Here is a 23,185-nt window from a genome sequence, read left to right as displayed (position 1 = left end):
TTATGCAGAATAACAACGACAATCTTGACTCTCATTGAGAGTATATAGTATATTTCTGACCAAATATATGAATATTCCTGTTGAATACATACACAATTGTGTTAAGATTAGCTCATTTAACAAGCGATTTGATGAACTAAAAAAAGGAGATGCTGATTGCGACGTGAACCTGCTCCTCGCAGACAGCAGCCATATTGTCATGATTACATTATCGGGCTTTAATGGATCCAATATCGCGGATCTAGCCAGAAACGGCAATGATCATTACTTCACGGTTAATTCCTGCGGATATGAAAAGTTCATGACGAAAAATGTCAAGAAGCTGAGGGAAAATGGACGGCCAGATTTTCAAGTGATTTATATGCTGAAAGGAACGGGCCATTTTTGGATAGATGGCCGGCAGACCGAGGTAACGAAGGGGCAGATTGTGCTATTCCATCCGGATGAAAGACAAGAGTATGCCTATGCTGGCAAGAATTCTCCGGAGCTGTACTGGATTCATTTTTCCGGATACGGAGCGCTCCAGTGGCTGGAAAGAGTTGGACTTTCCAAAAAACGGATTTATCATGTCGGGAAAGATCCGCAGGCAATCGAGCTGTACAAAAAAATCATGGTTGAACTTCAAATCAAAGCGCCACTGTTTCAATCCGCGGTCGATTCGTACACCATGTCGTTGATGTCGTTATTCGGAAGAAAGGCGAGTCTCATGCAGAAGCCGGAAGCTTATGTAAAGGACCCATCCATCTTGCAAATTATGACTGAAATGCATGCAGATTGCACCAAGAAATGGACCGTAGCGGACATTGCAAAACAATGCGGTTTGAGTCCGAACCGAGTCATGCATAAATTCAAAGAGCAAACCGGCAGTTCGGTCATTGGTTACTTGACCCGTATCCGGATGGATAAAGCCAAGGACATGCTATTGAACACCTCATTGAGCATTAAGGAAATTTCTCATCTCATCGGATACGACAACCAGCTCTATTTCAGTCGATTGTTCCATAAAACGGAGAGCATGTCCCCGAGAGACTACAGGGCAGGGGAGTTCAGACAACTCTAGAAACGTGCTGTTGGCATTCCTGGCATTAGACGCGCGGTGAAAAACATACATTGATGATGTCTTAGAAAAAAGGAGCTGCCTTGTAGCAAGCTCCTCTACTATCGTACCTTTCTTCATGGGGATCTCCTCTCGGAATTGTGCAACAGATCGGAACTCGTTATAAATCCGCGTATGCCGCGGATCCGTAAAGATATATGTTCTCGTCCTCCTGCAACGTTGCTGATGCGCCACTCCCCTCAACGTTCCATCGCGTTCAACAAATCCATCTTCGCCCCTTCGCTGTGCGCGTGAACGACCTGCACCAGCGCCTCGGCATCCTGATTTTGCATGGCGTCGATCATCTGCCCATGCTGGCTGATCATATCGGCCAGACGCTCGCTGCCATACCCGTGCTTTTTCCGCAGCGAACCGATTAACCCGACATATTTCTCATAAATTTGCATACCTTCCGGATTGTTGCTGTTCTCATAGATCTCTAAGTGGAACTGCCTGTCAAGCTTGACCAGTTCTTCGGGCAAGACGCCTTCGCCAATCATCGACTTCATCTGCCTGTTCAGCTCCTTCAACCGATTCAGACCGGACAACGTCAGATTTGGCATGCTTTGCCTGGCCAGAAGCCCTTCCACAACCCCGCGAATCTCGTAAATATTGGCCACATATTGCGGGGTTAACGACAGAACTCTTGCGCCTTTATGGGGAAGCAGTTCAATAAACCCTTCCCCTTGCAAGATTTGAAACGCTTCCCGTACCGGCATTTGGCTGACGCCGTATTTTTGCACGATTTCCGCGATGGTGATGCGCGAGCCCGCCGGAATTTCCCCGGAAAGAATGCTCTCTTTGATCCATTCCTTCACCTGCGTATAAGCGGTCACCTTTGAGCTATTTGTCACATTCGCACCTCCATTTTCAAATCATCAAGACCGCATGCCTTCCTCTTTCTCGTACAGGGCCACAGCGATCTGCTGCGGCGCCAACGAATGAGGCATGGCGGCAGCCGCTTCCTGGGTGGTGGATACCTCGATCAATCGGTAGCCTGCGGCCTCGATCCGAACATCCGCAGCGCGGGGGGTATCGTTCCATAAGGCGATCGCGAGCAAGCGATCCTTATGGTAAGCTTTGGCGATGATCGCCGGATTCCGGTTGACGATGCCCTCGACGTCCCGGAACTCGCCGTAACCGAGCACATGCCAGTACTTGGCGCGAAGCTCCGTCACTTGTTTCGCATATTGGCGATCGTCCGCATAATGGTCCGCCAGCAATTCGTTCCGGTCGTCCTCGTAACGGATTTCAAGCTCGTACCGCAGGCCGAATGCGAACGCGTAATTCGCCACGCGAGGCGCGATGTACGGAAACGGGTTTCGGATCGTCACAACCGTCTCCGGGAAGCAGTATCGGAACAATTCCGGGTAATTGATCTTCTCGGCAATCTCGCCGTTCGTTTCCGTATCCAGGCGATTGGACTCTCTCGACGGAGCGGCCGACATGCCGTGGAGACAATCCACATAGCCGGAATAGAGGTCCGTCACATGTTCCGTGAAAAACGCATATTCGCTGTCGATGGCCTTGGTGCGGGATTGAATGCCTTCGAGCAGTTGCATTCTGCCTTGGGACATGGACAGCGAAGGCTTGCCTTGCGCATGCGGATGCCGATCGTCAAAGCAAGGATAAGCCGGCATGCCGCCAATCTGGTCGAACAATACGCCATCTGCGCCGAAAGCAGCGATAAAGTCCACCTTGTCCTTCATCAACTCCTGCCACTCCGGACAAGACGGGCACGAGATCGAGAAAGATTTGCTCGTATAGTTGGCCTGGAAGGAACTATGATGCGACTTATTGTAAAATTCAAAGTACGGTGCATTCCAGCGGCTTTTGGACTCGAGCCGATCCCCGCCGTTTTTGTAAAAATCGGACGAGATGTCGATCAGATGTCCTTGCTGATACAACGTGATCTTGCCGCCGGCGTCCTGCACGGCCTTGATGTTCGACCTGAGCGCCTCGGCGCCGCCCAGCGATTCGCCTGCCTGAACATGCGGATATTGATTGTCATGGCCGCTGTCGTACCATCCGAACAATCCGAGTGTATCGCAGCCGTGCGCCCGGGCGATGTCGTACAAGCGGGGCAATTCGTCGTATTTCCACATTTCGGTCCCGTACTGCTGCTTGTTAATAACGAGAAAATATCCTTTCATATCCTGGACCCACTGCGGCTTCTCGGTTCGATAGCGCCAAGTGCCGGACCATGCCGCATATTCCCGGGCGCTGTGGTGCCAGCTGCCCGTGTACAGCTTCAGAATGGAACGGGGCGACGTCCAGGTTTCATTCTGCTTCACGAAAGGCATTTTCTCAAATGTAAGGGTGATCGCGCCGGGGTCGCGCCTGCTTCCCATGACGAGCAGCTCGGATGTATAAAAGTCGGAGTCGCGGCCCGAGAGGAACAGCGTTTGATCCCCGTCGACCAGCGCCATCCACTGCATGCTTCCGCCGTGCGGATGACCGCCGGGGTAATTCAGTCGCACGGTGTTGGCATGCTTCCCGCGGGTTTTCGGCATATCCGACAAGTACTTGCCGATATTCGTTATTTTCTGGCCGCATTGCTGCGGCCACAGCAACGCCGGTTTCCCGCCCGCCAGCGAATGAATGACGCCGATATTCGGATATTCGAAGTCGGTAATCAGGACATCTTCGCGGTTGTCGATTTCCGCTCCGAATGCCAAATCTTCACCCTGCAAAGCTACGTGCAGCTTGATGCCGATATTCGCGGTGAAGCCGCGAACCTGTAGCGTGTCGGCGGCAAATACGAGACGGTCGCCCTTGTGCTCCACGCGAAAGGACTGATCGTTGGCGTAGACGGGATTCTCCCAATCTTCGCCTCTTTTAAATACGAGCTTGAAGCTTCCGTCGGATGGCGAGGCGATCACGTTGCCTGCGCCGCTTTGGCGGTTGGAAAGCCGGATCAGTCTTCCCCAATCGTCAAATGCTGCGCATAGATAATCGTTCTTCAATTCGTACATTATGCATCACATCCTTCTAGGAGTCTATCCGATGAACCGTTGTTGGCGTAAAACTCGATGCCACTCGGTATCAAACTGGCGAATTTCGCCTGTTTGATACCGTTTTGACGTCGCATATCCCCGTTACGTTACTCCGTCGGACAGACTCCTAGAAGTAAGGCAGCGTTTCCGGCGGGCGGATATCGGTCAATTCGCCGTTGTAATGCCGCAGTTCTTTCGGTTCGTAAGGATATTTGCGCGCGGCGTCCTCATGAAGCTCGATGCCTAACCCCGGACGATCGGGGATGTGCATGTAGCCATCCTCGAATACAAGCTGTTCGTTCGTAATTTCTCGGCGCCACGGCACATCCGTCTCCATAATCTCCAAATAAAAAAAGTTCGGCGTGCAGGCCGCAAGCTGCAGCGTTGTCGCGTTGGCGATCGGTCCGCTCGGATTATGCGGCGCGAATGGAATATAGTAGCTTTCCGCCATCGAGGCGATTTTACGGCATTCGAGCAATCCGCCGGCATGGCTGACGTCGGGCTGGATGAAATCGAGCGCCCGTTTTTCCAATACTTCCCGGAACGCTTGCCGGGTATACAACCGTTCTCCGCCTGCGATCGCCACGTTGGACTTCAGTTTCACCTGGGTCATCGCGTCCAGATTGTCGGGCGGAATCGGCTCTTCGAACCATACCGGCTTGAACGGCTCGATCTCGCGCGCGATCTGGATGGCGGCAGGCACGTTGAAGCGCCCGTGTCCTTCGATGAACAAGTCGACATCCGGTCCGACGGCGGAGCGCACGGCGTCGATGCAGGTTAACGCCTTGTCCAGCTCCGCATTGGAAATCGTCATGTACGCTTGGCCGAACGGGTCCCATTTCAAGCCCCTGAAGCCCCGCTTCACCGCCCTTTGCGCCGATGCGGCGAACTGCTCCGGCTTGGAGGCGCCGGCAAACCAGCCGTTGGCGTATACTTTCACCTTATCGTGGTACTTCCCGCCCAGCAGGCGATGCACCGGGACACCGAGCGCCTTGCCGTTAATATCCCATAGGCAGGTCTCGACCGCGCTCAGGGCGGACATCAGAACGGCGCCTCCCCGCCAGTAGGCGTCGCGGTACATATGATGGTAGTGAAGCTCGATTCGGGTCGGGTCTTTGCCGATCAAATACCGCTTCAGATGCTCGACCGCGCCGGCAACGGCATGCTCCTTGTACTCCAGCGTCGCTTCTCCCACGCCACTAATCCCTTCGTCCGTCGTCACCTTGACGAAGGTCCAGTTTGTACGGTAACAAAAAACCGTATAAATCTCCACATCCGTAATTTTCAAAAAGATCCCCTCGCGATCTGTAAGTGATCTATCTGTAATAAAGTCCTCCGTTGACGTCAATCGTAACGCCCGTCAAGTAGCGCGCTTCGTCGCTGGCGAGGAAGATGACGGCCGCCGCAACATCGTCCGCCGTTCCAAGCCCGAGCGGGACGGTGCCGGCCAGCTGCTCCAACCGGGACGCCCCATGCGTGCTCCGGAGCAGCTCCGTATCGATGATGCCCGGAGCTACCGCGTTCACGGTGATGCCGTGAGGCGCGGCCGTGCGCGCCAACGACTTGGAGAAGCCGAGCATGCCGCTCTTCGTTGCCGCATAATGAACGTGTCCGTATACCGCTCCCTGATGGGCCACGACCGAGCTGATCTGGATAATTCGCCCGGTCGACCGCGGGATCATTCGTTCCATGGCGCACTTCGCACAGAGGAAGCTGCTGGTCAAGTTCGTATCGATAATATGGCGCCAGCTTGCCAAGTCCGTCTCAAGAATCGATTCCGATCGGGAGGTCCCTGCATTGTTGACCAAAATATCCAGCTTGCCGAATTGCCGGTCGATCCGATCGAACATACTTCCGACGTCTTCCTCGATCGTAACGTCCGCTTGAATGAAAGCCGCCCTTCTCCCGAGGCGTTCGATTTGCTTCACCGTCGCTTCCGGCTCGTCCTCGTCAGTATAGGAATTGAGGATGATATCCGCGCCCGCGCGCGCCAGTCCCAGGGCAATGCCTTTCCCGATGCCTTTGCTTGAGCCGGTCACGAGCGCCGTTTTCCCCTTTAGCTCGAACAAACCGTATGCCCTCCCCCGTACCATTTCGATACAATCCTTATGATTGTATACCATTTATTCTAATTTGCAATTCAATCATTCCATGGCGGCTTCCGGATTTTCGATTGGCTGGAAATTGCCTCAACTACTGTTACTCAAGTCCGTTTACGCTCAAATCCAACGCTTTTGTCGTGGGGAACGGAGAAGGCGTTTGGTACGGCTCTACGAGCCATAGGGTGAACCCGTACGGCTCCAGAACCGTGGCAATGTCAACGCCCTTCTCGGACCCCCTCACCCATTCATTCCAGCGGTTGGTCAATCCCAGCTCGGTACAGACGGGTCCTGTCAAACGGTTGTTATACAGGGCGTCTACCCGATATTCGGTAATCGTAACTTTGTCGTGCGGAATGTCGCGCAGCATCAGATCGACCGCCATCGGCTTGTCGCTCGGATTCGTAGCGAGCATGGCGTATCCCGTGGCGTCTCCGGTAGCGATGACGCGATGCCGGTGCTCGCCCAGCATCTCCAGCTGGTCCGTCTTGAGCATGTGCAGCAAACGCATCGCGTTGCCGTTGGGCGTGGAGGCAAATTGACCGTCCTCCAGCAGCAGGTACTGGGTGAACGACATTTGATAGGACGGGTTATGGAACGTGCACCAAGGAAAAATATGCATGCCGGGCAGATCGGTGGACAAAAAGATCGCCGACAAAACGCCCGAAGCGTTCTTCAAACTATCCGTCCATACGCCCGTCGTCTGGGTGAAGCCATATTCATCCACGAAAATCGGAAGATCGGGCAGGCCCAGTTCCTTGATCCAGGCATGATGCATCTCGTAAAAGACCTTCATCCGCTTAGGATGGCCGTTGTAGTCGTGCATGGAATAAAAATCGATTTTCCGCCGCTCATCCTTATCGTTGGCCAACTGCTGCAAAAACTGGCGCCATAAGTGCGGGCGATCCATTACCGCGTTCATTGCGATCCCGCCGATTTCCAGCGGAATCTCGTACCGATGGCGTTCGTTCAATCTCCTAACGGCGCGACAGGCTCGGGTATACAGCTTGTAATAATGTTCGGTGTCGATGCCGCCGAAGCATACGTAGTCACTCTCGTTGCAAGGCTCGATATAGCGGACGTTGGGGTACAGGTCTTTGTAATACTCGATCACCCGTTCAACCACTTCTTCGTATTTATCGAGAGAGACGATCCCCAGCTGCGTTTCTTTTTCATACCTGCGGAGGTTCAGCAAAATTTCCTCGCAATGCTCGCTGTGGGCAGCCAGATAGGTTTGGATGCGCACCTCGGACGGGACGGTTGACCCCCAGTCGTATTCATGATGATGAGGATCGTCTTTGTACCGGTTGACGCCGATTTGATAGTTCCAGAAATATTCGTCCGTACGGTAATCCCAAACTTCGTCGAGCGTCACCCAGCAGCGCATAATCTTGGGACGGCTGTGCTTCTCGGACCAAAATGCCGGGAAATCAGCCGGAGGCGCGAAGCGCAATGTCGAATTTTGATACCGCTCCACGCGCGGCCATGTTCTTACCGCCTTTGATGCATTGATTTTCACCTTTGTTCTCATCGTTCTCCTCCTCGGCATATGGCAGTCCAGAACTGCGCGCTTTCCCCTTTTTTCAAGCGAATATAACCGTCCCGGCGGTTTAGACCGTTAACCGGGCCGCTCTGGGGCTCAATGCATAAGAAGTCTTGATCGCCGCCTCCGTTGAACAGCACCCACTGCGTGAAGTTATCGGATGCGCGGTAGCCGTAATCGCCGATTAGCGCCAGATGTCCGGCCGCCGTATAGAAGCCGGAGATCGGCAGTCCGCGGGGACGGCATCCCTGCCGGTATTCTTGCTCCTGTTCGGTCAGCTCCAGCAATCTCCCTGTCGGAATATGTCTTTCATTCGTTTCCCACCGCTTCCCGATCGGCACGCTGAACGTTTCGGGCTGAAGAAACGCGGTATGGAAGCCAAGCATGACGGGAATATCGGCATTCGAACAATTGGCGATATCGACCTGTTGGTAAAATCCTTGCTCATCCAGCTTGCTCGTTACCGTCATTCGAAAGCGGAACGGATACCGCTCACCGTCGTTTTCATACACAGAGGTCGCCTGGCTTTCGCTTAACTGCTTGAGCAGAAACGGAGCATCCGCCATAAAACCGTGAATATGGTTGCGATGCCGCGGTTCATTGATCTGCAGCCGGTAAGCTCGACCGTCAAAAGCAAACGTTCCGCCTTCGGTTCGATTGGGCGGCATCAATAGCGGCATCCCATACAGGTACGGGGCCGCTCTAAGCTGCTCCAGCGTTTCGGGGAAACGAAGCAAATCTTTGTCCCCGTGCCGAAGACGAACGGTATTGGCGCCGAAGCTTGGGAGAATGACGGCGCTCCAGTCCCGGTAAGTCAAATGCACGCTATGCTCCAACATCTGCTATCACATCCTGTAAGCATCGGGTTCTCTAGAAGTATTATAACTCTAGTGATTATATCAATTTAGTTAGATTATATACAATTTCTTAATTTGTATCAAAGATTAATTTATTGTATAAATGCAATAGGGCCACATTGACCCAAAACGGTCTTGAAAAATAATACAATTACAAAGGGTGAGACGTTTGAAACGAAAAAAAGGAATGTATGCTCTGACGATCATGACGCTGGCCGCAAGCTTACTGACAGCTTGTTCCGGGGGCAAAAGCGAACCGGAGGTCGGCGGGAACGCAGCGGCGCCCGCGCCGTCGAACGAACCGGTCGAACTTTCGTTCTGGCTTTATGTCGGCTCCATTACGGATAACGAAAGGTTTATGAATGCGTTCGGCGACAAAATCAAAGAAAAGTTTCCGAATGTCACTCCGAAGTTTATCGCGCCGGGGAAAGGGGTTAATCTCAAGTCGCTGATCGAGTCGCAGCAGCCGATCGATATTATTTACGACGCTTACGGCCAGCTGCATCAAAATTTGCTCGAATACGGGATGCAGTACGACATATCCGAGCTGCTCAAAACGTACAAATACGATTTGTCCAAGCTGGAGCCTACATCCGTAGCGGCCATGCAGGAGCTAGCCAAAGGCGGCATGTACGGCCTGCCGGTGTCGGTCGACTCCGTCAACATTTTGTACAACAAAGGGCTGTTCGACCGGTTCGGCGTTCCGTATCCGACGGACAACATGTCCTGGGAAGAGATGTACGACTTGACGAAAAAATTAGCCCGCGTCGAAAACGGAGTCAGATATATGGGACTGGGGATGTCGCCGATGCATGTAACGATTGCGGATCAGACCGGCCCCGAATTTATCGATGCGGCTAAAAGTCAGGGGCTGCTTTCTTCGGATACATTCAAAAAAATGTTCAAAACGCTGACCGACTTCTATATGATTGCGAACAATCATGTCGACAACACGTCTTGGAACTACAGCTCGATGCAGCTGGATCTGTTCAAAAAGCAGCAAATTGCGATGCTGCTCACTGTCAGCGCTACCGGACCGCGCATTATTGCCGATAATGTGCCGGGGCTGGAATGGGACGTAGCGGCGTACCCGCACTATAAGGAGATGAAGACGGTCGGTCCGCAGCTTAATCCCGGATATTTCTTAGTCCCCGTTACGAGCAAGCATAAGGATATGGCGTTTCAAGTAGCCGCTTACGTGACATCGGATGAGTTCCAGAAGCACCTGGCGCGCAAAGGGTATTCGCCGATCCTGAAAGATCCCGCGGTCTGGGCTGAATACGGCAAAGACTTGCCATTCATGCAAGGGAAAAACGTGAAGGCGATGATTCCGGACAACTCTGCTCCGATTGTGCCGGCAACCCCGTTTCACGCGATCGCCAAAAATGAGCTGCCCACCATCATCCAAGACTATCTTTTGAACGGAAAAGACATGAATACGACGCTGCGCGAGGCGGACGATCGGATTAACCAGAAAATCACCGAGAAAATGGCGCAATCGAAATAGTGAGGCACGAAACGGATAAGGGGGCATACAGGCTTGGCAGAATCGGTTTTGTCAAAGCCCTGTATGCCCCCTCTTCTTTAGAATGCGGCAACACTACCCGAGCGTTGCAATGGTCGGCGACGGGGTCAACGATGTACCAACGCTTGCCGCCTCCAGCGTGGGCAACGCCATGGGCGGCGCGGGCACCGACACGGCGTTGCTCAATGGACCAGCCTCAAGGAAGATATTATAGGTTATGAGGAGGCTCTGCGTGACTTCCTTGCCGCTATGGACAATGTTGGAGAAATCTCTGTCGAGGCTGTCGGGGAATACTTCTCGGTAGCCCAGCTCGCTACAGAACGGAATGAAGACCCAATCGAATATGTCGTCTCCATGCTGCTGCAACGTCTGGAGGTTCCGCAGGACTTTGGAGGACCGCTGATTATGATTGGCCTTATGCAAGCAGTCGGAAGGCTTGTCGGAAGCTGGAAACACATTCACAATACATACAACGTCGCATAACACAAAAGCGCCCATCTCAAGGACGCTTTTGTTATGGCGAACAGCTGTAATGCGATCAGCATGGATGTTCAATATCTATTGCACTAACGTCTCCGTTAGTTGAATCCCGACTTTGAAAAATACTTTCCTTCCCTTTGAATCGTTCCGCTCTATTTTTGAGCCTATTTACGCTTTTAGACGATTTATGTCTTGTCTAGGGGAAAACCCAAACATTCGGGAATAGACGTAAACCGGCTGCAAGCGCGATGCAGCCGGTTTACGATAACACGTTACATGTATTTTTTTCTGCTGCCATACTTAGAAGCTCCCAGCTTGGCTGCATGAATCCCCACAATGATTAGCCACGCAATGTCGGCCAAGATTAAGAATCGTCCAAACAAACCGGCCAAAACCTCAGGCCCAAATTGCCCATCTTGCGGAATTTGAATCACAAATACGAGCATCGCGACGATTGCAATAACCGAACTGGTGAGCAGCACTCTCTTCATAGGTCTCCAAGCATCAAGTCGACATAACGAAAGACTAATCAACAATGCGGCTACCGGCGTGTAGTCCAGCATCGCTCCAATAGAGTGCATGCTGCCGCTAAACGTTGCATCATCCGGACTAACGGAGATGGGATCGGTCACGAAGATTGCCGCGATTATAACGCCAATTGCACTGATTCCAAGAATGACAAGACCCATGTATCCCGTAACCGTACGAATATGCGGGAAAATCGTAATCGCCACACTGATTTGAGCAATAGCCAGCAATCCAAAAGCCATGTGCATCATCCAACCAAAGTTGCCAAGAGCATATTCGCTGATAAAACGCCATGTCGGATCAAATTCAGGCTGCAGAAGATGTAGGCTACAAAGGAGAAGCACGAACAATGCTCCTGAGAAGATCGACACAAGCGCGAATCTGGAGGCAGTCACCGTTAAAGGTGTTGCAATGACCAACTGTTTAGCCAATGCCCATCCCTCCTGCTTGCGAGACTCTCGTCATCGTCGATTCATATCCTCCCCCTCCGGGATAATGCCACGCCCCCGCATTGGAGTTTCCATCAGAACTGAATACCCCTTTAAAGTAAGAAGAAGATCCTTTGTGTCCAGCCCAAATGACGAGCGAATCCCCTTCAAATTCATAAACATAATCGAAGGTATTACCTAACGTATCGTAATATCGAGACCGAATATCCGTGCTCGTGCTTTCGCCGAAGGGTTTTAAATGCCCAATCATCTCAATTCCTTTCACTTCTTGTCCATTTTGGGAAAGATGGACGCGTTGAATCAAAAAGTGCCCGCCTTCCATCCACTCATAGGTTACCGTTCCTTCTGCTCCGCCGCTGATTTGCCAAGTACCGACTAGGCGATTCAGCGTTTGAAGATCAGTCATATTCCAATTCTCCTTATCGTTCGAAATCCACTACAGCTTTTGCCACTACATCAGGCCCCATTATAACTGCGGAATGGTCTTGACCGGTGAGTGAATGAGTTGCAGCTTTTGGCAGAAGCTCGACAAGCGCGCGTGCCGAGTCATGGAAAAGCGGTTCGCTGTTTTCTCCTGTCATTATCAAAGTAGGAATAGTAATGTTCCATCTGCCAGCTTGCAGCGGGTTCCCGGATTGTGTTGTTCCCATAATCATTCCATCGTAAGCAAGCGTATGTGCCAAGGACTCCATCTTGTTCCAGGAAGGATCGGCCTTCATGTAGCCGATGTATTCTCCAGGAATGCCTAGAGCCTCGGATGCGAAATATTCGACTGCTTCAGATCTCTTCCCGGCTTCGATTAGTGAATTCAAATGTTCTACGTAGTCACCAGGCACGGGCTTACGGCTGTCGTTGATAATGAACGGCGGTTCGTACAAATAGAGCTTCGCGACTGAATCCCCTAGTAAGTTTGCCGCCTCGAGCGCCAACACGGCTCCGGACGAGCTTCCGAACAGGAAAGCTTGTCCGCCGGCGGCTGCAATTAAAGCCTCGATATCTTCCACTTCTCGTGCGGCTTCGTACGGCGCGGTATCCGTACTACGTCCACGTCCGCGACGATCGTAATTGTATACGGTGAAATTTGCCGACAAGTGCTCGGCTAACGGTGAAGCATCCTGATGGTCAGCCGCTGCCGATGAAACCATGATGAGGGCTGGACCGGTCCCTTGTTTGGTATAAGCAATCTGTGTCCCATCTTTTGAGATAACGGTCTCCATCGTTTCATTGCCACCCATTAAGGTTTCTAAGTATTCTTCCAGTCGATCATAGGCATCGGTGAACCCTTCAATCATACCCATTGCTTCTGCGTTGTCCAATTGTTCGTTGGTAGCGAATCGCGTCACGATGCTAATCCGCGTTCCTCCGCTTTTTTCCTCGAACAACACTGTCGTGTACATTTCACTGCCCGAAACCACATTCCACTCGCTGTCAGCAAAAGTGTCTGTGTATACCAGTTTGCGCGGTGCCTCTACTTCTTCATATACGGCTCTGCAATAAGCCTCTTCGCCGCTATTGTCAAACGCTTTGAGACTATACCGCCACACTCCGCCTGGCCGCACATCCATTTCATATACGGTTGTCGTCCAGCCTTTTGGCCCCCACCATTTTGTAATATGTTTAGGCTCCGTCCAGCCTTCCCATGCAAGCCGGGCAGGCATCGCAACATTACGTTCGACAGTGAGTTCTCTACGCTCGCGGTTTTTACGAACGGTTGTTTTTCTTTTCATCTACAGTCATCCTTTTCAGGTAGTTTTCAAGGGAATCCAGCCTCTTGTTCCAGACGTCGCGGTAATTCAACATGTAGCTCGCGATAAAACTGTTGATACCTGTCATAAATCCTCCTTCTTCTTGTAATCCAGCATATACTCCTCAAAATTGTCGAGACGTTCTTCCCATAGAATGCTGAAGGAATCAAACCATTCATCCAACTCCTGAAACGGCCCGGCTTCGAGGCTGTATATTCGCAGCTGTGCTTTGCTGCGTGAGCGCACCATCCCGGCCTCGCTCAAGATGCGCAAATGACGGGATACGTGCGGCTGGCTGATACCTAGGGCTTGGACGATTTCTCCAACTGATTTGGGCCCATTTCTTAGCAACTCAACGATGTTGAATCGATTGGGTTCGGCAAGAGTTAGTAACGTTAACTGCATGGTTGCTGATCTCATGACCTTAATATATATCAAGGTGTATATACATGTCAATGTATATACTAGATTTAACTTTCACTTTTACAGGGATAACTATGGTACTCCTGATTTGAATACATTAGACCATGCAGTAAGTAAACAAAAAACCAGACCTCACGAGGTTTGGTTTTTCCATGGTGGACATGGAGGCGAGGGGAGTCGTCTCCTACTATATACAAACATTGTTGTAACTATCGTATCCGTTAGGTTAATGGCAAAAAATTGCTATGCCTTCTAGCCTTGTTTAATAAGCTTCATACAAATCTCAACTTTGTTTAGGATATCCTCTTCCCCACGCGCGACGAGCTTCGCGATGAGAGCGGCCTATGCCGATCTTATATCCACCTTTGAAACGATTGATTGACCATTTTAACATGGTTGGTTTTGGACCATTCCCACAAATCCGCCACGCCTGGATCCGGATCTTCCGCCGAAAACCTAAAAGCCATTTTAAGGGGAACGATTCGTTTGCCATGGGGCAATATACCGATTACGGCCCGAAATAGCCCATTTTCTTAATAACTTTAATTTCTGCCGCACTAATCGTGTATCCGTTGAGCAGGATTGTCCCTTCGCGCAGATACAACTCCGTTGGGTTTCTTGAAGACATTGAGCAGGGCTCGAAACAAGGTTACGAACATGAAGAGCTTCGGGTCGGGCGGCTGCTCAGGATAATGCCCTTTAGTTCAATCAGAGTCTTGATTCGATAGCTGGCCTGTGAGAAGTCATGTGTTTTTGTGAAGTCGTTATGGACAATAGCACAGTCGATACCAGCCGCCACGGCTGAGTTCAACCCTCTGTTTGAATCCTCTACGACCAGGGTCTCTTCTTTGGTAGCTCCGAAGCGTTTTAGGCCGGTCAAGTATGGTTCCGGGTGCGGCTTGGTGCGCTCGTAGTCTTCGCGAACAAGGACGAATTCCATGAATTGTCTAATCTGGCGCTTTTCATGAATAAGTTGAAAATCCGCACGTTTTGCAGTCGTCACGATGGCCATGCGGACGTACTTTGACAGTTCGGCTAGAGTTTCAACTACGCCTTCAATCTCTATGGCTTCTGTTCTTAGATATTCCTGATAATAGACGTTGCGGACCTCACGCTGCTTGCTGATGGTCTGTTCATCAATACCTGCCGCCCTAGCTTGGGACCAAGTGCCCAATGGCTGGGTCATGTCGCGGAGGTATTGATCTTTATCCAAGGTAAATCCAATGTCAGCCAGAGCGCATTCTCCCGCTTTGTAATACCAGAATTCAGTATCAACCAGAACACCATCATGATCGAAGAGTACGTACTTTTTCATAGCTTCGTTCTCCTTTGTCAGCTGCGGCATCCATAAGCGTATTCAAACTGTCTGCGAGTTGGTGCACCGAAATTTCGAATTACGCCCTGTCTGGTTAATGTCGCTTAGATAAGATAAGCATTTAAATTCTTTTTAAGCCGCTCCTTTACAGGATGCGTGCCGTCGACGGCAAATTCCTTGCCGGTGATCATTTCGAAGAGGCGGATATAGCGATGCGACAGTTCGATGACAAGGTCATCAGGTGCGACCGGCAGGATTTTATCTTTATAAGGGTCGCAATGCTCCCTGAACCAAAGTCGCAGGAATTCTTTGTCGATATTCTCCGGTTCTTTGCCCTCGGCTAACCTCGATTCGAATGTCTCTTTAATCCAGTAGCGGGAAGAATCGGGTGTATGTATCTCGTCGATGAGAAGAATCTCTCCTTTGTCATCAATACCGAATTCATATTTGGTATCTACAAGGATTAATCCGTTCCTAGCTGCGATCTCTGTGCCCCTGGCAAAGAGCGAGAACACGATTTTTTGCAAATACCCCCAGGTCTCTTTGTCGATTAGGCCTTGGTCAACGATTTCGGCAGCCGAAATCGATTCGTCATGTGCTGCTGATTTCTTTGCCGGAGTCAGGATCGGTTTCTCGAACTTCTGATTTCTCTTCATTCCATCGGGTAGGATATTGCCACATATGTCTCGGATACCTTGTGAGTATTGGACCCAAGCCGAGGTATCAGTCGAACCCGTAAGATAGGCTCGCATTACGAATTCGACCGGAAATACCTTGCATTTTTTTCCTATAGTAACATTCGGGTCCGGGATTTTTATAACGTGGTTACTTACTATATCCGAGGTATTTTCAAACCAAAAAGCGCTAAGCTGGTTTAATACTTGGCCTTTAAACGGAATGTTGGCAAGAATCCTGTCAAATGCGCTTTGGCGGTCTGTGGTGATAAGGATTAGAGAATCACCCAGATCATATGTGTCGCGAACTTTATCTCTCCTGAACCCGGGTACATTCAGAAATGAGGTGTCATCGAGACAGTTCATTAGGTTTTTTTGAATAGTATCTTTAGATATCATGCAAGCCTCCTTGATTTATAATGGATTTGAGTTTTCAGGTGTTTTTCAAGTAGCAACTTCTGGTTATCGTAAAATAATCTTCTTTGTTTGAACAGAGATCACAGGGTACTCCTTCTTTGGCTTTTAAAGTTCTTAACCAAGATACAGCTTCGTAAAAACCAACAAAATCTAATGTCGTCATCTAGTCGAACAGAATATAAGCCATCTTCATGCATATGCACCTGACCTTTCAATAATTGAAATAAAAAAAGCATCTGATCTAAGATCAAATACTTTGCCCAGGCGTACGGCTTATGAAATATGTGCTCCCCCGTAGTTACCTACGTTACGCCAGTCACACATATTTTAATACAATCCAATAATATCAGACAATTCCATTATTTCCAATACTGTTTTTGTTTATATTTACATTGTGCTTATTGGTGCTAACCTGCCCGTTAGTTGAAAAGGGCCTTACGGCCCCTAAAAATAGCTCCTATACAATTCCCTTCGTCGTTCTCCTCGTAACTGAGCATAGATCTGTGTAGTGGATGCTTTCTCGTGGCCCAACATCCCTTGGATAAAATCCAACGGTGCATCATTATCAAGCAAATGACAGGCATAGGTATGACGGAAACAATGAGGGGGTACGTTTACGGCAACCTTTCCACGGGTTGCGAGCTTTTTTATCGAAAATCGTATTGTGGGAATTGTCATTCGTCGAACAGGGGAGTTTCCGTCACAAAGAGGGCTTTACAAGAATCCTTCCTTGCCAAAATAATGGTTCTCGTCGTTAGCGTATCCGATAGTTAAATGGATCATTTATGATGGGCTTAATAAATCAGGTCATCTCTAGTTTCTATCCCATGCAATTCGCAATAAACTCTATACTTATTTAGCGAGTTTTATCACTGATTACAATAAGGGAATTCATTAAAAGCACCTTCATTCCATTTAGTTAGGTCATTTTATTCGATAACAGCCACCATTTCCCCTTTATTTCCAATTCTTGCACCATGTTTTACTGCCTGTTGCTTCAATAGAAACAGCAGCCGTTTTTTTCGGCTGCTGTCGTGTTGCTTTGAACTAACGTACCCGTTAGGATGACTTAAGACAAGAGCCTTACAATTGTTTAATGCCTACATACTTGCCATACAGCCTGAAAATACAGAAAATACCGTACCCCAGCAGGCCTCCAGAGGTATTCAGGATCAGATCATCCACATCGAAATTTCCGATGGAAAAAAAGACCTGCAAGCATTCCAAGAGTAAGCTTATTCCCAGTGATCGGATAAATACTCCACTAAGCGAAATCATTTTGCTTTTAGACAATAATACAATAAAAATTCCATACGGCATGAATGCCAAGATATTCCCGACCAAATTGATTACTTCATGGCTTGACGGACTTAGAACGGTATCGGAAATTGTTTTAAGCGGAATAAAATTACCATACAGCATCCGGTGCATACTATACTCAGGTTTCTCTAGATTTTTCTGCAGTCGATACCACAGAAAGTCCATATCAATCGAGCCGTACTTAAATAAAATGATTCTAAATAAGGTAAACATATACAAGGCAAATAGTCCTGGCACCACAATGCGATTCATTAGTTTCGTTAGTTTCATTTTTCTCGTCCTCGTTTTTGAGTCATGCAGGGTCGTGCTATTGGAAATAGGATATTAAGAGATGTCGCATTTTTCACCATCTACAATTGTCGAAATGGTCTATTGCTGCTTCAGATCATCAGCATCGACCATAGTTGAAAAGTGGTCCGCCAAGCTTCGAGACAATCGAATCGTGCTATCCTTCAACTACATCCTTTAACCAGTTCCTTATGCTGAATCAGACAGATCAATCCGATGCGACACCCTCCTGATGTTCAAACTAAATATTACTTATTGTCAATAACAGATTTCCCTGATAAATCTGATTGATTGTCACATGTATCATTCGTTTTTCGTTGCTTTGGCTATCGTTTATTAAAAATTTTTATTGCGCTAAAGTTCGCCGTTAGCATAATGAGAGAACCTTATTTTTTCTCTAGTAAGACCCACGTAATCTCAGGTCCATCTCCTACTAGGGTTATCATTCGCTCCTCCTAGACCTTAAATGTTTTCCTTTATCCAAGAACGCAACTTATCAGCATAGAAAGAGCGTTCATCTGGATCGGACTGAGAACCCTTTGTCAGATAAAGTTGATCATTCACATATCTAGGGTAAACATGGAGATGATAATGCCACACGTCTTGATTGCCAGCAGGCTCATTATGTTGCCGCGTAGAAATCCCATCACATCCATATGTACTTTTCATTGCAAACGCTGTAAGCTGAGCCGCGCGGTGAATTTCAACAGCGTAATCCGCAGGGAGTTCAAAGATGTTCTCGAAATGTTGATTAGGAACAACAAGAACATGTCCTTTATTGTTTGGCCACCATTTGCTCGCTATAAATGCCGTTACCTTTTCATTCTGATAGATGATATCCCTTTGTTTTGTTCCCTGGTTAGGTCGATCGATACCCGAAACACGACAAAATGGACATTCGTATCCTTCGGGCTTATGTGAAAATGATGCTGTCATCTTTCTCATTCAAAATTCAACTCCTTTCATATTTCTCCAACCAGCTATTAGACGCAGGCAACTTCTGTTCGTTACGTTATTCTGGCCCGTTAGTTTAGCCCGCCGCGCTTGAACCCCCCACTAGAAACTCATGTACACATACAACGGCGCTACCGGACGCGTCGGCTTACCTGTTTCGTACGCGGAAACTTGTCGGCAAATGTTACCGGTGAACTGGAAATATCAGTTCATAGACTCTGTCGAAATCGTCTCGCATCCGTTGAATAATGCAAAATTTTGAAAACAATTGTTCAAGGCTGTTCGCAATTGCTTTGTTGGCTTTATGTCGTTCTCGTTTTAACAACGAGCGTCCCGGCTTTTCGCTCCGCGATTACCTCGGCTCGTCCGATGAGGCTTTCTCCGTATATTAGAGGCAACACATAATAGCCGAATTTCCGTTTGATTGCAGGCGTGTAAATCTCCCATGTGTAATCGAATCCAAACAATTCGTTGATCAGTTTTCTGTCCCATATGAAATTATCTAGTGGGGCAATCAGCTCGCAGCGCCATTTCGGCGCCGGATTTTGCAGAACGGCTTCAATAAGCGGCAAGTCCTCCGCGCGGCAGTACAGTATATCCTTCATTTGTTCCACGGCAACAGCAACAATGCGAGCTTCGTGCAACAGTTGGCGGAAAACCTCGTTGCGCTGCTCCGCTTTCAATCCCCATATGTTCAGCCAGGCATCGGATGCGCGATTCCATAAAAGGCCAACAGCGCCGATTCGACGCAGTACCCGCCACTTGTGATGCTCAAGCTCGCCCTCCAGCGGCTCCGGCGCATTCAGCAGATTTGGCTGAATGTACTTCCCGGCGATATCGTAATATTTACGCGTTCCTTTTTTGTGATGTATAATCAACTCGCCTGTCGAGTACATCTGCTCCAGCACCGATCGGGATGAATTGTTTCCGCCGCTCCAGTGGATGGCCGATTGCCAAGCGAAATTTCCATCCAATTTTAGATCATCCGAACTTAGCGCTCCGTGATTTTGGATGTGAGCCCGTACTTGCTCTATCAACGCTTCCATTTCGGGATAGCGCTTGGCATGTTGTCGGGCGGCCTGCCTGTACCGCTCAAAATACGGCCAGTCCTCGACAGGGATAATGGCCAAATTCTTGTCGGGATAATCGACAAGGCTTCTATCTTGATACAGCAACTCGGCGAGCATGTTCTTGGTAAACCCTTTGATTCGCGACTGCAACACCAGTTCGGCGTTTTTTCCGCAAACATCGATGGGATCGTATTGAATACAGCCGACTTGTCGCACAAAATCCAATACTCCCTGCTTTCCGGTAAATTGATATTCGCCCAACAGCCCGTGCTTCAATAGCAGAAATTGCCGTGCCTGGCGGTTCGTCAATTGGATCATGTACACATCGGCTCCTTAACGAAACAAACGGGAGCCGCTTGCACATGATGATGGATGGCGAGGGTGCTTATCTCCATAAAGTTACTATTTGCTTCTCTCCATAATGATGGTATCCATTGGGGAGCTTCATTAGCAAACCCCTTTCCTAATTTTCCAATAACCGAAAATTGCTCTTTTTCAATGATTTCAACCACGCCTATTCCCCCTATCCGTTGGAAAATACAAAAAAACAAACATATGTTCCCATAAAATGTTACCATTGTCTCGAGCATAAAAACAAGAGCTATTGAAAAATAGCTGCCCGTTAGGTGAGAAAAGGCTGCCATCATGCCGGCAGCCTTTGAAGGTGTTTATTGAGCAAACGTTACCCGTTAGTTTAGTCATTTTTTGCAGGCATAGATTCGACTGAATAGTGCATAACCACTTCTTCATTGTGAATCTTATCTGTTTTATGGAAGGGGTACTCCAATTCAATGTTCCTGAGTTTTTCACTACTTCACCCTTAAATCTTTTTTAATCAGAGCAATACGGTATCTCTGGCTCAATTATCCTCCGCTACTTCATACCATAGGCAGCCGAGTGCCGGCTGCCATTGAGTTTCATTGAACTATAGTCCTCCGTTAGGAGTTCAATGAATCATCTGATTAGAGTTGCCGCTTTGTCTCTAGGAGTTGATGCTTTTTAAGTCCCCAGCATGCCCAGAATAAATTCTAAAGACGCTCGTTTCACGAAAGCGATGTGGGGTAAACTTGTTCACTTGAAACAATACCCCTCAAGGGTCGCAACAAGTAAAGATGGAATGTCTATTTCATCCTTAATATAGCTTCCTCCTGGGATATAAATCCCTTTGGAGGACAATCGTTCGATTTGAGACGCTAATCGTGTGGAAAAACCGGGGGAGAGTAGTTCGGGGTTTAGGGCCACTATAAATAGGCCTACACCAGGCGAGTTTCTCCCTTCATCAAAGGATGGAGCATCAAGCGACCAATTTGCGCCCGTCGTACCTGCGGCGAGTATTTCAACCATGAGAGCTATATTGGCACCACGTGATCCCCCAAAAGCAAGCAAAGCCCCCTTGAGCGCTTCACGTGAATCATTTGTACTTTGCCCCCTCCCATCGATGGCCCAGCCTTCGGGAATTATCTCTCCCCGTTCTGCCGCTTTCCGTATATTGACAAACGCTGTGGCGCTAGATGCCTGATCAAAAACCAAGGGAGCCCTGTTATCGACAGGCGCGGCAAATGCGAGAGGATTGGTGCCATAGACAGCCTCCTTACTTTGTCCCGCAGCCATTAAAGCAGGTCCATTGCTTGTAGCCAAAGCTACCAATCCTTTATGGGCAAGCCGCCTGACATAATAGCCCAGCTCTCCAGCAGTATAGCTGTTCTTTAACGAAAATACGGTTACGCCATAAGCGCTTGCCCGTGTTTGCAGTTCCTCGAAAGCGCGATCGAAACCAAGTTGGGCGATACCACCCTTGGCGTCGGCCTGAATGAGAGTAGGGGTTGGATAGAAAAGCGCTGGCTCTTCTGTACCAGAAATGCGTCCGCATAAAAAGCCTTCCAGATAGTCGGGAAGATGAGCAAATCCAACCGAACTCCGACCTGAACATTCTGCATCGACAGTTGCTTCAGCAAGAGAAATTGCCACCGCCATGCTTGCACCAGCAGCAACACACACGCGAATAGCCAATTCCCTTGCGCTATTAAGATCGTATCGCATTGGCTATAATCCTGAAACTCGAATGAATTTGTGGCTTTATTATGGTGGGCAATATTGCGAACGGTCTAATCATTCTTTTCTTGTTTCCCTTCAGCATTTCGTCACGCTCCCGGTCGAACGCAAGTTGACATTACCATAAGCAAATGTATCTCCAGCATCAATTTCAACGATGTCATGGAGCAAAATCATCTTAAAGACCTTTAACATATCCAAATTACTCTCATTGGCATATTCGGAAAATACCATTGCACCTACAGCCATATGCCATGTATGTTCTGCACTGTTCTCTTTCCTTGAAGCATCCATTAGAATAGTATTCCTCAGTATCTGCTTCATTTTGTCAATTTCTACAATAAACTCTATTTGTTTATTAAACCTTTCAATATCCATTTAGTTACCTTCCTATTATTGTTTTGGTTTGTAATATTTTAACATATAGATTTAGGTTTGTTTGCACGAATCTGCCCGTTAGGTGAACAAAGGCAGCCGATCATTCTTGCCGGCTGCCGTCGTGTTGTCTTTATTCAGCTATCGCGTCCCGCTAGTTCAATGGTTTTCAACGTTTAAAAGGAGCTTCTACGTGATCACTAAGTAAATCTTTATAGGCGTTCACTTTACGAAAAGTGTTTCCCATCATTTCACGACTGCGATAATTCCGTAATTCATCCAAATCAAATTCTGCGATGAAAAGCCCTTCCGTCTTCTCGTCTGCCAACATCAAGGTGTTATCGATCGAACGACCATCGCTATCCCAAACGATTGGGCTAAACGCACATGAATACCCAGCATTGTCTCCAGGTGGATTCGCCATAACGATCCCAACCATGTTTTCAAACGCTCTTGTGGAAAGTGCCTGCAATCTGGGCTTCATGGTTCCGCAATCATTGGGAACCAAGATGATCTCTGCGCCTTTTAACATGAGAATCCTTGCGCTTTCGGGGTACTCCCGATCGTAACAAATCATGATGCCGATCTTGACGCCGTCAAAATCGCATACCTTGAACTCTGTTCCGCTCTCAAGCATTCGTTCAGCAGCAAAATCGCAAGTATGCACTTTACGCGCGCAACGTCGTACTGTTATCGTCGATGGCTGCAGCATACCATGCCTTGAACTCTGGGTGACACTCGATCTCATTTTCCGGGAGTTCAGTTTCAACAATATCGGGAAAAGCGTATGCCGTTATCCAACATTCAGGGAATAAAACGATATCCGCCCCAAGCTCCCTTGCTTCTTTTACATACCGCAGTCCAATCTCGATATTTAGCTTTTGATCGGGAATGCTGCAATTGTATTGCACCGTCACAATAGTAAAGGTTTTCAATCGTCACACCGCCTATAGCCCCTAAAAGTACCGTCTATATAATT

General features: G+C 48.8%; 22 protein-coding genes, 1 pseudogene and 1 riboswitch. Of the genes and pseudogenes, 2 read left to right on the top strand and 21 right to left on the bottom strand.

What is annotated here, in order from left to right; genetic code table 11:
• The first annotated feature begins 67 nt into the window (after nt 1-67).
• Complete coding sequence (locus FE784_RS32390; protein WP_139606396.1) at nt 68-1,060, top strand: AraC family transcriptional regulator; 993 nt, start codon at nt 68-70, stop codon at nt 1,058-1,060.
• Nucleotides 1,061-1,296: 236 nt separating this feature from the next.
• Here the strand turns inward: FE784_RS32390 and FE784_RS32385 are convergent, their stop codons facing one another.
• The 6 genes from FE784_RS32385 to FE784_RS32360 form a co-directional block, all read right to left on the bottom strand.
• Nucleotides 1,297-1,950, bottom strand: coding sequence for a GntR family transcriptional regulator (locus FE784_RS32385; RefSeq protein ID WP_139606395.1), 654 nt, complete (start codon nt 1,948-1,950; stop codon nt 1,297-1,299).
• A gap of 24 nt (nt 1,951-1,974) precedes the next feature.
• On the bottom strand, nt 1,975-4,071 hold the full coding sequence (locus tag FE784_RS32380; RefSeq protein WP_139606394.1) for a DUF6259 domain-containing protein: 2,097 nt from the start codon (nt 4,069-4,071) through the stop codon (nt 1,975-1,977).
• A 148-nt stretch (nt 4,072-4,219) separates the two neighbouring features.
• Nucleotides 4,220-5,380, bottom strand: coding sequence for a galactonate dehydratase (dgoD, locus tag FE784_RS32375; RefSeq protein ID WP_139606393.1), 1,161 nt, complete (start codon nt 5,378-5,380; stop codon nt 4,220-4,222).
• Between the two features lie 28 nt (nt 5,381-5,408).
• Nucleotides 5,409-6,161, bottom strand: coding sequence for an SDR family NAD(P)-dependent oxidoreductase (locus FE784_RS32370; RefSeq protein ID WP_139606392.1), 753 nt, complete (start codon nt 6,159-6,161; stop codon nt 5,409-5,411).
• Nucleotides 6,162-6,291: 130 nt separating this feature from the next.
• Complete coding sequence (locus FE784_RS32365) at nt 6,292-7,722, bottom strand: glycoside hydrolase family protein (RefSeq protein WP_139606391.1); 1,431 nt, start codon at nt 7,720-7,722, stop codon at nt 6,292-6,294.
• Nucleotides 7,719-8,573 carry an aldose 1-epimerase gene (locus tag FE784_RS32360; RefSeq protein ID WP_139606390.1) on the bottom strand — a complete coding sequence of 285 codons (855 nt, stop codon included), beginning with the start codon at nt 8,571-8,573 and terminating at the stop codon, nt 7,719-7,721. The genes FE784_RS32365 and FE784_RS32360 overlap by 4 nt, the downstream gene beginning before the upstream one ends.
• 187 nt (nt 8,574-8,760) lie before the next feature.
• On the opposite strand from FE784_RS32360, the gene FE784_RS32355 reads away from it, so the two are divergent.
• A complete protein-coding gene (locus FE784_RS32355; protein WP_139606389.1) occupies nt 8,761-10,098 on the top strand; it encodes an ABC transporter substrate-binding protein in 1,338 nt (445 codons plus the stop codon).
• Nucleotides 10,099-10,191: 93 nt separating this feature from the next.
• On the opposite strand, the gene FE784_RS32350 is transcribed toward FE784_RS32355, so the two are convergent.
• The 15 genes and pseudogenes from FE784_RS32350 to FE784_RS32275 all read right to left on the bottom strand — a co-directional run bounded on the left by FE784_RS32350 (nt 10,192) and on the right by FE784_RS32275 (nt 23,141).
• Nucleotides 10,192-10,671, bottom strand: coding sequence for a hypothetical protein (locus tag FE784_RS32350; protein WP_139606388.1), 480 nt, complete (start codon nt 10,669-10,671; stop codon nt 10,192-10,194).
• Nucleotides 10,672-10,868: 197 nt separating this feature from the next.
• Nucleotides 10,869-11,555 carry a DUF998 domain-containing protein gene (locus tag FE784_RS32345; RefSeq protein ID WP_139606387.1) on the bottom strand — a complete coding sequence of 229 codons (687 nt, stop codon included), beginning with the start codon at nt 11,553-11,555 and terminating at the stop codon, nt 10,869-10,871.
• A complete protein-coding gene (locus FE784_RS32340; RefSeq protein ID WP_139606386.1) occupies nt 11,548-11,979 on the bottom strand; it encodes a hypothetical protein in 432 nt (143 codons plus the stop codon). The genes FE784_RS32345 and FE784_RS32340 overlap by 8 nt, the downstream gene beginning before the upstream one ends.
• A 13-nt stretch (nt 11,980-11,992) precedes the next feature.
• Nucleotides 11,993-13,300 carry an alpha/beta fold hydrolase gene (locus tag FE784_RS42190; RefSeq protein ID WP_246132291.1) on the bottom strand — a complete coding sequence of 436 codons (1,308 nt, stop codon included), beginning with the start codon at nt 13,298-13,300 and terminating at the stop codon, nt 11,993-11,995.
• Between the two features lie 102 nt (nt 13,301-13,402).
• Nucleotides 13,403-13,723, bottom strand: a complete 321-nt coding sequence (locus FE784_RS32325; protein ID WP_139606385.1) for an ArsR/SmtB family transcription factor — start codon at nt 13,721-13,723, stop codon at nt 13,403-13,405.
• Nucleotides 13,724-14,390: 667 nt separating this feature from the next.
• Nucleotides 14,391-15,056 carry an HAD family hydrolase gene (locus tag FE784_RS32320; RefSeq protein ID WP_139606384.1) on the bottom strand — a complete coding sequence of 222 codons (666 nt, stop codon included), beginning with the start codon at nt 15,054-15,056 and terminating at the stop codon, nt 14,391-14,393.
• A 104-nt stretch (nt 15,057-15,160) separates the two neighbouring features.
• Complete coding sequence (locus FE784_RS32315) at nt 15,161-16,129, bottom strand: phosphoribosylaminoimidazolesuccinocarboxamide synthase (protein ID WP_139606383.1); 969 nt, start codon at nt 16,127-16,129, stop codon at nt 15,161-15,163.
• Nucleotides 16,130-16,398: 269 nt separating this feature from the next.
• A riboswitch (ZMP/ZTP riboswitch) is annotated at nt 16,399-16,477 on the bottom strand.
• 114 nt (nt 16,478-16,591) lie between these two features.
• Nucleotides 16,592-16,825, bottom strand: coding sequence for a tyrosine-type recombinase/integrase (locus tag FE784_RS32310; protein ID WP_139606382.1), 234 nt, complete (start codon nt 16,823-16,825; stop codon nt 16,592-16,594).
• 405 nt (nt 16,826-17,230) lie between these two features.
• On the bottom strand, nt 17,231-17,737 hold the full coding sequence (locus FE784_RS32305; protein WP_139606381.1) for a VanZ family protein: 507 nt from the start codon (nt 17,735-17,737) through the stop codon (nt 17,231-17,233).
• A gap of 480 nt (nt 17,738-18,217) precedes the next feature.
• A complete protein-coding gene (locus FE784_RS32300) occupies nt 18,218-18,700 on the bottom strand; it encodes an HIT family protein (protein ID WP_246132290.1) in 483 nt (160 codons plus the stop codon).
• Nucleotides 18,701-19,011: 311 nt separating this feature from the next.
• A complete protein-coding gene (locus FE784_RS32295) occupies nt 19,012-20,040 on the bottom strand; it encodes a winged helix-turn-helix domain-containing protein (protein ID WP_246132289.1) in 1,029 nt (342 codons plus the stop codon).
• Nucleotides 20,041-20,093: 53 nt separating this feature from the next.
• Entirely contained in the window at nt 20,094-20,291 is a 198-nt protein-coding gene (locus tag FE784_RS32290; RefSeq protein ID WP_139606380.1) for a hypothetical protein, read from the bottom strand.
• Between the two features lie 559 nt (nt 20,292-20,850).
• Nucleotides 20,851-21,819 carry an Ldh family oxidoreductase gene (locus FE784_RS32285; protein WP_139606379.1) on the bottom strand — a complete coding sequence of 323 codons (969 nt, stop codon included), beginning with the start codon at nt 21,817-21,819 and terminating at the stop codon, nt 20,851-20,853.
• A 90-nt stretch (nt 21,820-21,909) separates the two neighbouring features.
• On the bottom strand, nt 21,910-22,209 hold the full coding sequence (locus FE784_RS32280) for an HD domain-containing protein (protein WP_139606378.1): 300 nt from the start codon (nt 22,207-22,209) through the stop codon (nt 21,910-21,912).
• Nucleotides 22,210-22,375: 166 nt separating this feature from the next.
• A pseudogene (locus FE784_RS32275) lies at nt 22,376-23,141 on the bottom strand (carbon-nitrogen hydrolase family protein).
• Nucleotides 23,142-23,185 lie beyond the last annotated feature (44 nt).

Origin of the sequence: Paenibacillus hemerocallicola (assembly GCF_006265175.1) — a bacterium.
GTDB classification, from domain to species: Bacteria; Bacillota; Bacilli; order Paenibacillales; family NBRC-103111; genus Paenibacillus_AB; species Paenibacillus_AB hemerocallicola.
The sequence above is the reverse complement of the archived record's forward strand: the minus strand, read 5'-3'. Positions and strand labels throughout refer to the sequence as shown.

What these genes read in the sequence shown, in the direction of transcription:
- FE784_RS32390 (WP_139606396.1), top strand. Translation starts at nt 68, where the DNA reads ATGAATATTCCTGTTGAATACATACACAATTGTGTTAAGATTAGCTCA.
- FE784_RS32380 (WP_139606394.1), bottom strand. Translation starts at nt 4,071, where the DNA reads ATGTACGAATTGAAGAACGATTATCTATGCGCAGCATTTGACGATTGG.
- FE784_RS32365 (WP_139606391.1), bottom strand. Translation starts at nt 7,722, where the DNA reads ATGAGAACAAAGGTGAAAATCAATGCATCAAAGGCGGTAAGAACATGG.
- FE784_RS32360 (WP_139606390.1), bottom strand. Translation starts at nt 8,573, where the DNA reads ATGTTGGAGCATAGCGTGCATTTGACTTACCGGGACTGGAGCGCCGTC.
- FE784_RS32340 (WP_139606386.1), bottom strand. Translation starts at nt 11,979, where the DNA reads ATGACTGATCTTCAAACGCTGAATCGCCTAGTCGGTACTTGGCAAATC.
- FE784_RS42190 (WP_246132291.1), bottom strand. Translation starts at nt 13,300, where the DNA reads ATGAAAAGAAAAACAACCGTTCGTAAAAACCGCGAGCGTAGAGAACTC.
- FE784_RS32325 (WP_139606385.1), bottom strand. Translation starts at nt 13,723, where the DNA reads ATGCAGTTAACGTTACTAACTCTTGCCGAACCCAATCGATTCAACATC.
- FE784_RS32320 (WP_139606384.1), bottom strand. Translation starts at nt 15,056, where the DNA reads ATGAAAAAGTACGTACTCTTCGATCATGATGGTGTTCTGGTTGATACT.
- FE784_RS32315 (WP_139606383.1), bottom strand. Translation starts at nt 16,129, where the DNA reads ATGATATCTAAAGATACTATTCAAAAAAACCTAATGAACTGTCTCGAT.
- FE784_RS32310 (WP_139606382.1), bottom strand. Translation starts at nt 16,825, where the DNA reads ATGACAATTCCCACAATACGATTTTCGATAAAAAAGCTCGCAACCCGT.
- FE784_RS32305 (WP_139606381.1), bottom strand. Translation starts at nt 17,737, where the DNA reads ATGAAACTAACGAAACTAATGAATCGCATTGTGGTGCCAGGACTATTT.
- FE784_RS32300 (WP_246132290.1), bottom strand. Translation starts at nt 18,700, where the DNA reads ATGAGAAAGATGACAGCATCATTTTCACATAAGCCCGAAGGATACGAA.
- FE784_RS32285 (WP_139606379.1), bottom strand. Translation starts at nt 21,819, where the DNA reads ATGCGATACGATCTTAATAGCGCAAGGGAATTGGCTATTCGCGTGTGT.
- FE784_RS32280 (WP_139606378.1), bottom strand. Translation starts at nt 22,209, where the DNA reads ATGGATATTGAAAGGTTTAATAAACAAATAGAGTTTATTGTAGAAATT.